This is a genomic window from Bradyrhizobium sp. SZCCHNR1017 (assembly GCF_032381375.1).
GTDB lineage: Bacteria > Pseudomonadota > Alphaproteobacteria > Rhizobiales > Xanthobacteraceae > Bradyrhizobium.
This window is the reverse complement of record NZ_JAUHIR010000002.1, coordinates 252,357-264,361: the sequence shown is the minus strand read 5'-3', so window position 1 is coordinate 264,361 and position 12,005 is coordinate 252,357. Positions and strand designations below refer to the sequence as shown.

The 12,005-nt window shown below is 65.5% G+C and carries 13 protein-coding genes; 2 read left to right on the top strand and 11 right to left on the bottom strand.

Going from position 1 to position 12,005, the window contains the following annotated elements:
* Positions 1-46 precede the first annotated feature (46 nt).
* Entirely contained in the window at positions 47-247 is a 201-nt protein-coding gene (locus tag QW863_RS06815; RefSeq protein ID WP_315714746.1) for a hypothetical protein, read from the bottom strand.
* Positions 248-405: 158 nt separating this feature from the next.
* Between QW863_RS06815 and QW863_RS06810 the strand changes: the two genes are divergently transcribed.
* Together QW863_RS06810 and QW863_RS06805 are read left to right on the top strand one after the other, a co-directional pair.
* On the top strand, positions 406-1,230 hold the full coding sequence (locus tag QW863_RS06810) for a DUF72 domain-containing protein (protein WP_315714748.1): 825 nt from the start codon (positions 406-408) through the stop codon (positions 1,228-1,230).
* A 15-nt stretch (positions 1,231-1,245) separates the two neighbouring features.
* On the top strand, positions 1,246-1,707 hold the full coding sequence (locus QW863_RS06805; RefSeq protein WP_315714749.1) for a DUF488 domain-containing protein: 462 nt from the start codon (positions 1,246-1,248) through the stop codon (positions 1,705-1,707).
* A 4-nt stretch (positions 1,708-1,711) separates the two neighbouring features.
* Here the strand turns inward: QW863_RS06805 and QW863_RS06800 are convergent, their stop codons facing one another.
* The 10 genes from QW863_RS06800 to QW863_RS06755 all read right to left on the bottom strand — a co-directional run bounded on the left by QW863_RS06800 (position 1,712) and on the right by QW863_RS06755 (position 11,975).
* The gene (locus QW863_RS06800) at positions 1,712-3,397 is read right to left on the bottom strand and encodes a tannase/feruloyl esterase family alpha/beta hydrolase (protein ID WP_315714750.1); all 1,686 of its coding nucleotides are present in this window, start codon (positions 3,395-3,397) and stop codon (positions 1,712-1,714) included.
* 92 nt (positions 3,398-3,489) lie between these two features.
* Positions 3,490-4,806, bottom strand: coding sequence for an adenylate/guanylate cyclase domain-containing protein (locus tag QW863_RS06795; RefSeq protein ID WP_315714751.1), 1,317 nt, complete (start codon positions 4,804-4,806; stop codon positions 3,490-3,492).
* A gap of 39 nt (positions 4,807-4,845) precedes the next feature.
* Entirely contained in the window at positions 4,846-6,003 is a 1,158-nt protein-coding gene (locus tag QW863_RS06790) for an ABC transporter permease (protein WP_315714752.1), read from the bottom strand.
* Positions 6,000-6,938, bottom strand: coding sequence for an ABC transporter ATP-binding protein (locus tag QW863_RS06785; protein WP_315714753.1), 939 nt, complete (start codon positions 6,936-6,938; stop codon positions 6,000-6,002). The genes QW863_RS06790 and QW863_RS06785 overlap by 4 nt, the downstream gene beginning before the upstream one ends.
* Entirely contained in the window at positions 6,935-7,726 is a 792-nt protein-coding gene (locus QW863_RS06780) for an efflux RND transporter periplasmic adaptor subunit (RefSeq protein WP_315714754.1), read from the bottom strand. Before QW863_RS06780 ends, QW863_RS06785 begins: the two co-directional genes overlap by 4 nt.
* Complete coding sequence (locus QW863_RS06775) at positions 7,723-8,391, bottom strand: TetR/AcrR family transcriptional regulator (protein WP_315714755.1); 669 nt, start codon at positions 8,389-8,391, stop codon at positions 7,723-7,725. Before QW863_RS06775 ends, QW863_RS06780 begins: the two co-directional genes overlap by 4 nt.
* Positions 8,392-8,507: 116 nt before the next feature.
* The gene (locus QW863_RS06770; RefSeq protein ID WP_315714756.1) at positions 8,508-9,788 is read right to left on the bottom strand and encodes an alpha-glucosidase/alpha-galactosidase; all 1,281 of its coding nucleotides are present in this window, start codon (positions 9,786-9,788) and stop codon (positions 8,508-8,510) included.
* A gap of 96 nt (positions 9,789-9,884) precedes the next feature.
* Positions 9,885-10,910: an alcohol dehydrogenase AdhP gene (gene adhP, locus QW863_RS06765; protein WP_315714757.1), complete on the bottom strand. Its 1,026-nt coding sequence runs from the start codon at positions 10,908-10,910 to the stop codon at positions 9,885-9,887.
* 122 nt (positions 10,911-11,032) lie between these two features.
* Positions 11,033-11,446, bottom strand: coding sequence for a DUF2000 family protein (locus QW863_RS06760; protein ID WP_315714758.1), 414 nt, complete (start codon positions 11,444-11,446; stop codon positions 11,033-11,035).
* Positions 11,447-11,570: 124 nt separating this feature from the next.
* Positions 11,571-11,975 carry a DUF4189 domain-containing protein gene (locus QW863_RS06755; RefSeq protein WP_315714759.1) on the bottom strand — a complete coding sequence of 135 codons (405 nt, stop codon included), beginning with the start codon at positions 11,973-11,975 and terminating at the stop codon, positions 11,571-11,573.
* Positions 11,976-12,005 lie beyond the last annotated feature (30 nt).

Below are 12,005 nucleotides of genomic sequence, written 5' to 3'. Positions count from 1 at the left end.
CCAAAATGGGGTGCCTCGGCAGGATTGCAAGGGGTCCCTGGCCGGCCTAGTTCGGAACCTCCCGGACCACCGGTCCGCGTACGGCCGGAGCCACCGGAACCGTCTGCACCGGCGTGGGCGGCACCTCGACCTTGGCCGGCTGCATCTGACGGGCCATCGGCCCGACGGGAACATAGTAGAAGGCTGCCGCAAGCACGACAGCGGCGACGATTGCCCCCAGCAGGCCGCCGACCGATTCCGCTCTCATTGTCATATCTCCCCTTCCCGGCCCCGGCTCTGGATACACGAGGCTCCGGAGCACGGGAAGAGCGACGGCGCGACCGCGCCGAACTGGTCAGAACCGGCCCGGTTGACTATCGTCTCCCCTACCGCAACACCCTCGGCAATCAGCATCGGAATTGGTCCGTGAGCAAAGCCCCCGCACGCGCCTCGCAATCCAAGAGCCACATCTACATCGGCATCGGCGGCTGGACCTTCGCGCCGTGGCGCGGTGTGTTCTATCCGGACAAGCTGCCGCAATCGAAGGAACTCGAATACGCCGCCTCGAAGCTGACCTCGATCGAGATCAACGGCACCTATTATGGCTCGCAGAAGCCGGAGAGCTTCCGCAAATGGGCGCGCGAGGTGCCGGACGGTTTCATCTTCTCGCTGAAGGGGCCGCGCTTCGCGACCAACCGCCGCGTGCTCGCCGAGGCCGGTGATTCCGTGAAGCGCTTTTACGACACCGGCGTGCTCGAGCTCGGCGACCGGCTCGGGCCGGTGCTGTGGCAGTTCGCGCCGACCAAGAAGTTCGACGAGGCCGATTTCGGCAAGTTCCTCGAGCTGTTGCCGCGCGAGCTCGACGGCCGCAAGCTGCGTCACGTCGTCGAGGTCCGCCATGACAGTTTCTGCGTCCCCGGCTTCGTGGCGCTGCTGCGCGAGTTTGCAACGCCGGTCGTGTTCGCCGAGCACGGCAAATATCCGGCGATTGCCGATGTCGTTGGCGATTTCGTCTATGCCCGGCTGCAGAAGGGCAATGACGAGCTTGCGACCTGCTATCCGCCGAAGCAGCTCGACGCCTGGGCGAAGCGATTGCAGCTGTGGGCTGGCGGCGGCGAACCGGACGACCTGCCACGGGTTGACGACAAGCCGGCGAAGAAGATGCCGCGCGACGTGTTCGCCTATGTCATCCACGAGGGCAAGGTGCGCGCGCCGGCTGGCGCGATGGAGCTCATCGAGCGCGTGAGTTGACGCAGGAGGCGCATGATGGCCAAGAGCAAGACCCTGTTCACCATCGGCTATGAGCACACGCCGGCCAAGGCCGTGCTCGATGAGTTGCAGGCCGCCGGCGTCAAGCTGCTGGTCGATGTGCGCGCGGTGGCGGCCTCGCGCCGACCGGGCTTCTCCAAGAGCCAGCTTGCGGCCGGGCTCGACGAGCGAGGCATCGGCTATGTGCACCTGCGCGGGCTCGGCACGCCGAAGGAGGGCCGCGAGGCCGCCCGCAGCGGTCATTACGACACGCTGCACAAGATCTACAGCGCCCATCTGAAGACGCCGCAGGCGAAGGAGCAGATGGACGAGCTGGCCTCGCTGGTGAAGAGCGCCGGTCCCGTTTGCCTGCTCTGCTACGAGCGCGACCACGCTCATTGCCACCGGCAATGGATCGCGGAGATCATCGAGGAGCGCGACCAGGTCCGAGTCGAGAATCTGATCGCGCCGCAGGTCTGACGTTTCACTCCGCCGCGCAGGTGAAGGATGACGCCTGCTCGACGTCGCCGCCGACATACTTGGCGAATTTCGGCCACGGGCACAGCGGCCGCGTCCGCTGCGGGCTCCATGTCGATGGGAGCTCCTTGTTGGCCGCATTGACCGAGGCCGTGATCGCCTCCGGCGCCTTGCCCTTCTCGACCCAGTCCATCAGCGCGCCCAGCGCATCGAATTTCTCCAGCGTGACGCCGCCGCCGCAATGCGTCTCGCCGGGCAGCGCAAACAGCCGCGCGAAACCGTCGGCCTTGCCCTGGACGTTGGCGTTGAGCTTCTCATACCAGCGGATCGTGTCGTTGATTGAGAACACCGGATCAGCCTGGCCGTGGTAGATCAGCATCTTGCGGGCACCGTTCTGGAACGCCGGCAAGGTTGGGTTATCGACCGCGGGCGGGGCCATGAAGTCCATCGCCGACTCCGTGAAGGGGCCTTCCTTGGCGTAGATCTTCGGCGCGTCCTTGTCGAAGTCGTAGGTCTGCAGCTTCTCGACGAGCTTGTCGGGCGAGCCTTCGATCTCGACCGGCGGCGTCGAGAAGATGTAGTTGAGCGAGGCGCCGCCCATGGTGGCAATGATCGGAAGGTTGTTCCACGGCGCCACCGGGCTTTCGACCTTCCAGGCGCGCCAGTTGCCGGTGCCGACGCCACCATCCACCGGCCAGTCGGAATACAGCGGCTCGCCCTTGGAATTGTGGGGGCCCGCGAAGACTTTCTTCAAGGCATCGACCTTGGCGGCCGGCAGACAGGCTTCGGTTGCCCCAGCGGCGCAGCGCAGGCTGTCGAAATCGAACGCCTTCTGGCAGGCTTTCAGGTTGGCCGTGAGGCCGTCCTTGGCGCCGTCGAGCCCGTCGCAGACCTCCGTGATCTTGGAAGCGATCAGCTTGGCATCCTCCCGCGTGATCGACTTGCGGATGTCGACGTCGGCCTTGGTCAGCGCCTGCACGTCCCAGGCGTGCTGCACGGCAGCGCGCGGCAGGTTGAAGCCGGGATTGCCGACCAGGAAGCCGTCATACTGCTCGGGCATGCGCTCGGCAGCCACCATGGTGTGGCGGCCGCCATTGGAACAGCCGGCGATGTAGGAATAGTCCGGCTTCCTGCCGTAATGCGCCGAGATGATCGCCTTCGCGATCGGCGCCAGCGTGATGTCGGCCGAATAGCCGTAGTCGCGGCGCGCCTGCGGATCGAGCCCGAAGGCTGAGCCGGACGCAAGCCCGCGCGGCTTGTTGGCGGGATCGTTGCCGGAGTGGCCACTGTCCGACGACAGCACGGCAAAGCCGCGGCCGAGCGGCGTCACACCGCCACCGACGAGACCGTCGGCCTTGTCGCCGAGCGCCGGCACCACCACGCCGTCATTGCCGCCATTGACCTGATGCAGGAAGCGGCCGTTCCAGGTCTCCGGCAGCCTGATCTCGAACTGGATCGCATAGGCATGGCCATCGACGCCGGTGCGCTCATTGACCTTGCCGGAGAGAATGCAATGCCGCGGCAGCCCGTCGGCGGCCTCCTGCAGCTTCGATCCCGTCAAGGTCAGCCCGGGGACCTTCAACGCCTCGGCCGTCACCTTGCTGCAGGCAACATCCTCAGCCCGCACCGCCTCCATCCCGGTTACGCACAAGATCCCTGCTGCGGCCAAAAACGACGCCCCGGTTCGGATCATGCATTCCCCCTGATGATGCTTCTCGTTGGGGGCAGTTAAACGCGGAGGCCAGCCAATGTAAATCTCCGACATCGCGCGCCGTATCGCCTGCGTCAGTGCAATTGCCAGATCTCGAACGGCCGGTCGTAGCCGCGCACCGACACCGCGCCGTGGAAGACGGCGTCGCGCGCCCCGTCGCCGGCCGCCTGCCGCACCTCGCTCGAGATCAGGAGTTGCGAATCGAACTCCTTGTTCAGCGCCTCGAGCCGCGAGGCGAAGTTCACGGTGTCACCGATGACGGTATACTCTTTGCGCCGCGGCGAGCCGATGCTGCCGGCGACCACCTCGCCCAGATGTATGCCGATCCCGATCCTGAGCTGCCAGGATGACGATGCGTTGACGCGCTCCATCGCTGCCACCATCTCGCGCGCAGCCATGACCGCCTGCACGGCGGCATCGCGCGACTCGAACGGCGCGCCGAACAGCGCCAGGAAACCATCGCCGAGGAATTTGTTGACGATGCCGCCATGACGCTCGAGGATCTCCACCAGCACCGCGAACGCTCCGTCGAGACGATCGACAACCTGCTGCGGCGTCTTCGACCGCGCCGCCGCGGTGAAGCCGCGGAAGTCGACGAACATCACCGCGACCTCGTGGATGTCGCGCGCCTCTGCCGTCCCCTCCTTCATCAGGCGCTCGACGACCTGGGGCGAGACGTGCTGGCCAAACAAATCCGTGACGCGGTCGCGCGCCGACGCGGCCTCGATGCTCGCCGCGAACTGGCGTCGCAGCTGCACGCTGACGGCACCGGCGAGCATCCCGCACAACAGGATGATGAAGCTGCGCTCACCGTGATAGTAGACCTCCGGATTCTGGCTGAGATCGATCGAAGGCCGGTCGAACAGCGCCACCACCAGCAGCTCCACCGCGGCAACCAGACCGGTGAAGCTCGACAGCCAGAAATCGAGACGAAGCGTCGAGAGAACGATGAAGATGAAATAGACCAGCGGCGCGCCGAAGCCCAGCGCCTTGTCGTGGCCGATGCCCTCGATCTGCAGGATGAGGACGAACGTTGGCAGCGAGGTCTCGACCAGGGCGCTGACATAGCGCCAGATCACCGGCACGTCCCGGCCGTGGCGGATGTCCGCCTTGATCCTGAACAGGATGAGAGTCTCGAAGCTGATGAATGCGACGATGATCGCGTAGACGTAGAGGACCCCGATCCGGCTCGGCCAGATCCACTCCGAGATCCTGGGCTCGAAGATTTCGACCAGCACCGATATCACGAGAAACAGAGCCGCAGTGGCGATCAGCGCCCTCACCCGCAGCAGCTCGGTGTTCAACGTCTGACGCATCAGCGCCTGGTCGAACTCGGCCGGCGCTCCCGCCGGCGCTTCGTTCGCCTGTCCTGCTCCTCCCACGATCTGCATCTTGCCTCAGCCGTTCCTGCTCCCGGCCGCCATTGTGCCTCAATCGAGGGTGCGGCGGAAGCGCAGGACGGCGACCGTCATGGCGAACAGCATGAGGCCGAACAGGGCGATCGTATCATGCTGCAGGTTCTGGAGCGTCGAGCCCTTCAGCATGATGGCGCGGACGATCCGCAGATAGTGCGTCAGCGGCAGGCATTCACCGAGCACTTGCGCCCATTGCGGCATGCCGAGAAAGGGAAACATGAATCCGGACAACAGGATGCTCGGCAGGAAGAACATCATCGAGAGCTGCATTGCCTGCAGCTGGTTCTGCGCCAGGGTCGAGAAGGTGTAGCCGATCGAGAGGTTGGTCGCGATGAATAGCGTCGACAGCAGCGCCAAGAGCAGCAGGTTGCCCATGATCGGAACGCCGAACAGCAGGACGCCGATGCCGATGATGATCGTCGCCTGCAGGAAGCCGACCATCACATAGGGGATGATCTTGCCGAGCATGACCTCGACCGGCTTGATCGGCATCGACAGCAGGCTCTCCATCGTGCCGCGCTCGATCTCGCGCGTCACCGAGAGCGCGGTGAAGATCAGCATGGTCATGGTCAGGATGGTGCCGACGAGGCCCGGCACGATGTTGAGCCGCGACGAGGCCGCCGGGTTATAGCGCGCGTGGGCCCTGATCTCGAACGGCGTCGTGACGGGATTGCCGGTGTAGAGATCGTGCGCGAGCGCGGTCTGCACGATCATGCCGAGCGAGGACAGCGCCGATGACGCCGCGACCGGATCGGTCGCGTCGGCCGCAACGAGCAAGGCCGGCCGGTCGCCGCGGCGGACCGCGCGCTCGAAGCCGCGCGGGATCTCGACGCCGAACAGGACCTTGCCGGACAGCAGGAGATCGTCGAACTCGGCAACGCTGCTGACCTCCCGGGTGAAGCGGAAATACGCGGTGTTCTCCATCGCCTTCAGGATCGAGCGGCCGAGATCGCTGTCCTCCTGCAGCAGCACCGCCGCCGGCAGATGATGCGGCGTGGTGTTGATCGCGTAGCCGAACAGCATCAGTTGCATCACCGGGATCATCACGATCATCGCAAACGAGACCCGGTCGCGCTTGAGCTGGATGAACTCCTTGACCAGCATCGCGTAGGTGCGCCGCCAGAAGCCGAAGCGCGGCTCGGAAGACGCGTGATGGACGGCTGCGTCGCTCATTGGAAATTGTCCCGTGAACGGTTCATCAGGTCGATGAAGACGTCCTCAAGCGAGGGCGCGGCGGGCTGCCAGTGCAGATCAGCCTTGTCGCGCCAGGGCGCGATCGCAGCGTCCAGCGCGTTGCGATCGCGGCCGGACACGTGCAGGCTGGTGCCGAACGGCGCCACCATGTCGACCCCCGGCTTGCCGGTGAGGTCCGCCGCGAGCTCGCGCAGATCGTCGCCGCTCACCGTATACGTGGTGAGCGCCGATTGCGCGATCACCTCCGAGACGGTGCCGTGCACCAGCAGATGACCATAGGCGATATAGGCGATCTCGTGACAGCGCTCGGCCTCGTCCATGTAGTGGGTCGAGACCAGCACGGTCAGCCCTTCGCCGGCGAGCGCATGGATCTCGTTCCAGAAGTCGCGCCGCGCCTTGGGATCGACGCCGGCGGTGGGCTCGTCGAGCAGCAGCAGTTGCGGATTCGGCAGGGTGCAGGCCCCGAGCGCCAGCCGCTGCTTCCAGCCGCCCGACAACTCGCCGGCGAGCTGCCGCTCGCGGCCGGCAAGCCCGAGCCGCTGCACCATGTCGCGCGCGGCCCGGCGCGGATCGGACATGCCATAGAGGCGCGCCACGAATTCGAGGTTCTCCCGCACCGAGAGGTCCTGATAGAGGCTGAAGCGCTGCGTCATGTAGCCCACCCGGCGCTTGATCTTGTCGGCGTCGCGACGGATGTCGAAACCGAGGCAGGTGCCCTCGCCGCCGTCGGGTGTCAGCAGGCCGCACAGCATCCGGATGGTCGTGGTCTTGCCCGAGCCGTTCGGGCCGAGAAAGCCGTAGATCGAGCCGCGCTTCACCTGCATCGACAGATCATGCACGACCTCGCGGCCGTCGAAGGACTTGGTCAATCCCTGGACGTCGATCGCGATCTCGGCGGGACCCGTTCCGTTCATTGCTTGTCCGCCACCGGGGTCTTCGGATCAGGCGTCCTGGAATGCGGATAGATGCTCACCGGCTGGCCGACGCGCAGCGCATCCGGCCGCGACGGCCGCGCCTGGATCAGATAGACGAGCTTGTTGCGCTCATCGAGGCTGTAGATCACCGGCGGCGTGTATTCCGCCGAGGTCGCGAGGAAATAGATTCTGGCCGTCAGATCATCAGCACAGTTGTCGCAGGTGACGCGGACCTCGTCACCGATCGCGAGCTTCGGCAGATCAGGCTCGGGCACGTAGAAGCGCAGCTTCATGTTGCCCGGCGGCATGATCGACAGCACTGGCCGTTGCGCCGCGACCATCTCGCCCTCGCGGAAGTAGATCTGCTGGATAGTGCCCGCGACCGGTGCCACGCCCTTGCGCCGTGCCAGCCGCGTCTGCGAGGTCACGAGATGGGCCTCGGCGACGCGCAGCGCCGAAACGGCGGAGTCGAGCGTCGCCTGTGTCCCCGCGCCCGTCTTGCTCAGGGCCGCGGCGCGGTCATAGGTCTGCTGCGCGTTGGCCAGCGTCGCCTTGGTCTGGTTGAGATCGGCCTGCTGCAGATCGTCGTCGACCGAATAGAGCGGATCGCCGACCTTGACCACGTCGCCCTCATGCACGTTCAGCTTCGTGATCCGACCCGCTTCGTCCGGGCTGACGAAGATCATGTCGGCCTCGACCCAGCCTTGATAGCCGGGATCGCGCGTCTCCTTGCAGGCGTTGAACGTGAAGGCCGTGACCAGCACGGCGAGGCAATGCAGCAGGCTCATGTCGGCCTCCTCGTGCCAAAGATCAGATCGAGATGGGTCTGCAGCATCGCTTCGGCGTCGAGCGGCGCATGTCGCTCGAACAGGCTCTTCCACAGCACCGCGACCATCATTGGCGCGATCATCAATTGCGGGTGTTGCACCAGCTTGGGCTCGCGGATCTCGCCGCGCGTGATCGCCAACTGGATCAGCGCGCGCATGGCCGCGAGACCGCGGGAGACGACCTCGCGATAATAGAAATCGGCAATGGCCGGAAAGCGCGGCCCTTCCGCGATGATGAGCCGGACGAGATCGGCCCGCCGGGTGCCGGCGACCTCCTGCAGGAACATGCGCGCCAACGCCTCGACCATGTCGCGCACCGAGCCGCCGGCAGGCGGCGGTGCGGCAAGACGGCCGACGAAGGGCACGATCGCGGTCCGGATCAATTCCTCGAACATCGATTCCTTGTCCTTGAAGTGCAGATAGATCGTCCCCTTGGCGACCCCGGCCCGCTTGGCGACGTCGTCCAGCCGGGTCGCCGCGAAGCCTCGGGCGATGAACTCGTCCATCGCCGCCTGCACGATCGCCGCGCGGCGCTCGGCGGAGCGATCCGCCCGGCGCGACGCGCCAGCTCCCGCTGGCTTGGCGGCCTGAACTCTGCGCTCGGACAATTTCGACGGCTTCGACATGGAACAATTATGACTGACTAGTCAGTCATTGTAAAGAGGCCTCGCAGATCTATCGGCGCGGGTCAGGAGCCCTACCCGACCGCGCGCGGCCCCCTCGTCAGACGAAGTCGGCGCGATCACGCACAGGACCTGATGTAAGGCCGATTGACCTCCCAGAGCTCGTCCACGATCTGGCGCGCGGCGGCCGCCGAGTTGACGACGGGATCGATGAGCAGCGCCTGCAGCGCGAGATCCTTGGAGGCGGTCATGGCCGCCTGCACCGCCAGTTGCTGAACCTGAACCTGGACCGACATCAGCTTGGCGACGGCATCTGGAAGCGGGCCCAGCGACACCGGATGGATACCGACGCGATCGGCGACAACGGGCACTTCGACCGCGGCCTCGGCAGCCAGGTTGGGAATGACGTGACGGTTCAGAACGACGCCGGACTCGATGACCTGCTTCCGATCGTGCAGCACCGAGCCGATCACGGTGACCGCGCGCTCTCCGGACGGCATTCGCCACCAGTCCGGCATGCCGGATTTGCCTGCCAGGACCTCGTCGATCTGCCGGATCAGCTTGGCCCGTTCCGCCTCGTCCCAGGCGAAGTCGTACCCGCTCTCGCCCGCTTCCCAGCCATAGGCGAGATATTCGCCGACATGGCTGTCGCCGCAGCCCAGCCAGAAGCCGAAGTCGCGCAACAGCGCCCGCGTCAGCGGCGCGACCTTGGGGTCGTGGCTCCCAGCCTTTTCGCGGAGCAGTGGATAGAGATCGGCCCCGGTGTCGCGATCCCGGATCTGCATGAGACATTGGAAATGGTTGAGCCCGGCGCCCCACACGTCCACGCGCTCCTCGGCCAGTTCCAGAATGGAAGCCACCTGGCTGCGCGCGATGAAGATGCCGTGGCACAGGCCGATATGCGCGAGGCGGCTGTGAAGCCCCAGCGCGAGGATGATGCGGCTCTCAGGATTGGAGAAGTTGATGAACAGCGCGTCCGGACAGCGCCGCTCCATCTCGCGCACGAAGTCGAATACGACCGGCAAGGTGCGGAGCGTGAAGAACAATGCGCCCGGCCCGCCATTCTCGCCCAGCGTGTGCCGGATGCCGTATTTGCGCGGCACCTCGAAATCGAGCTTCCACAAGCGGTTGCGGTCGATCGCGGTGGCATGGATCACGAAGCCGGCGCCGTCGAGCGCCGCGCGCCAATCCGTGGTCGCCTCGATCTTAAGGCCGGCGCCGGAGAGGTCGTTGAGCAGCCGGGCCAGTGCTTCCGACCGGGCAAGCCGGATCGGGTCGCGGCCGACCAGCACGAGCGTCGAACCCGCGAGATCATGCGTCGAGAACAGGTCCCGGAACACGCTGAGTCCGAAGGACGCGCTGCTCGCGCCGAGGAAGACGATCTTGGTGACGGCTGCCATGAGCAATTTGTGCCAGCGCCGCGCGTCCCCATTCCTGATCCAGATCAAACCGCCGCCCCAATGTACGGCACGGCGGCGCGTCGATCGGTCTTGCGATCAGCCGAAGTCGAGCACCACGCGACCGTCGATCTTGCCGGCCTTCATGCGGTCGAAGACGGTGTTGATCTCCGACAATGGCGCTGTGGTCACCTCGGCCGTCACCTTGCCGTCCGCGGCGAACGCGATGGCTTCGTCGAGATCACGCCTGGTGCCGACGATCGAGCCGCGCACGGTGATGCGCTTCAGCACGACATCGAAGATCGGTGTCGGGAATTCGCCCGGCGGCAAGCCGACGAGGCTGACCGTCCCCTTGCGGCGGACCATGTGCAGCGCCTGGGCAAAAGCCGGCGTCGACACCGCAGTGACCAGCACGCCATGCGCGCCGCCGCCGGTGATTGCGATCACCTGCGCCACGGCATCCTTGTCGAGCGCGTTGACGGCATGTTCGGCGCCGGCCTCCAGCGCGAGTTTCAGCTTGTCCTCGGCGATGTCGAGACCGATCGCCTTCAGCCCCATCGCCTTCGCATACTGGATTGCAACATGACCGAGGCCGCCGACGCCGGAGACCACCACCCACTCGCCCGGCCGCGCGTCGGTCTCCTTCAAACCCTTGTAGGTGGTGACGCCGGCGCAGAGGATCGGGGCGATCCTGGCGAAATCCACATTGGCCGGCAGACGCGCAGCGAACGCCGCGGATGCGATCACGTATTCGGCAAAGCCGCCATTCACGCTGTAGCCGGTGTTGTGCTGGTGCTCGCACAAGGTCTCCCAGCCGGTCTCGCAATACTCGCAGCGCAGGCAGGCATCGTGCAGCCACGCCACGCCCACGGCGTCGCCGACCTTGAAGTCGGTGACCCCGGGCCCGAGCGCCGCGACGATCCCGGCCGCCTCGTGTCCTGGGATGAATGGCGGCACCGGCTTCACCGGCCAATCGCCGGAGGCGGCATGAAGGTCGGTGTGGCAGACGCCGCAGGCCTTGACCTTGACCAGAAGCTCACCGGGTCCCGGCACAGGAATCGGAACGTCCTCGATGTCGAGCGGCTTGCCGAAGGCTTTGACGACGGCGGCTTTCATGGTCTGCATCTGTCTGCTCCTCATGTCGCGGCGCAAACTAACGACGTCGGCGTATTCCGGGCTTGATCGGCATCAAGCCGCGCCGCTGCATGAAGTAACAGTTTGATGACAGCGCAATGTGCCCGTGGCTGTCAGGCGTGAAATTTGAGTCCGTCGACGACCTTGTCGACCACCTTGCGCTCCGCACGAAACGCCAATCCCACCAGATTGAGATCGGTGCGCGCCACCGCCTTCACGGCATCACGGTTGGCCTCGTCATGCGTGGTCTTGAACATGTCCTCGGTGTAGAGCGCCGGCTTCACGCTGCGCGACAGCGCGCGATCCAGAGCACGCGCCAGCGCGGCACGATCCGGCGCGCCGTAGATCAGGATCGGCTGCCCGATCAACGCGTGATACAGGGGCGCCGAGCCGTCCTCATAAGGTGCGCCGATGCATTCGGGAAATGCCGCGGCGATGCCGCTGGAAAGAAACGCCGCGACGTTGAGCTTCTGCCAGGCCTCGAGATCGTTGCGGATGATCAGCGCGATCTTGGTGTCGAATTGCATGCCACTTCCAGAGTTCGATGTCATCGAACCCCGAGAATAGCCGAGCCGTTCTCAGGGCGAAGCATCGAAATAAAAGCGGACGTGGAACCCCGGCAGCCGAGCCGCTGAGATCATCAGACTTGAATCAACCCTTGGCGTCGCATACCCAGGCGCGGATGACGCATTCCTTGCCGCCATATTTGTAGCATTCCCGGGTCGCCTCGTTGAGCGAGGTCGAGATCGTCGGCCGAACAGCATAGCCGTGGGCGCCGCAGGGATTGGTGAGATCGACCGCGAACGCGGCGCAGGCCTTCTTCATCGTCACCGCGGTGCAGTCGCCCTTGCACTGCTTCAGCGCGGCGGCCTTGGCGAGATGCTCCGCCGGATAGTCGAACGCCTGGCCGTAGGCGGCGCACTGGCCCATGGCGAACGCGCCGGCCGCATGCGCCGGACTGATGGCGCTGGTGCTCGCGATGCGCGCAACGCCGACGAGAACGGTCAAGCCAAATGCAAACAGCGCGAAACGTCGCGCGGCGGTCGAAATGATCACTCTCTCCTCCCCCGAGGCCCAATGTCGGCA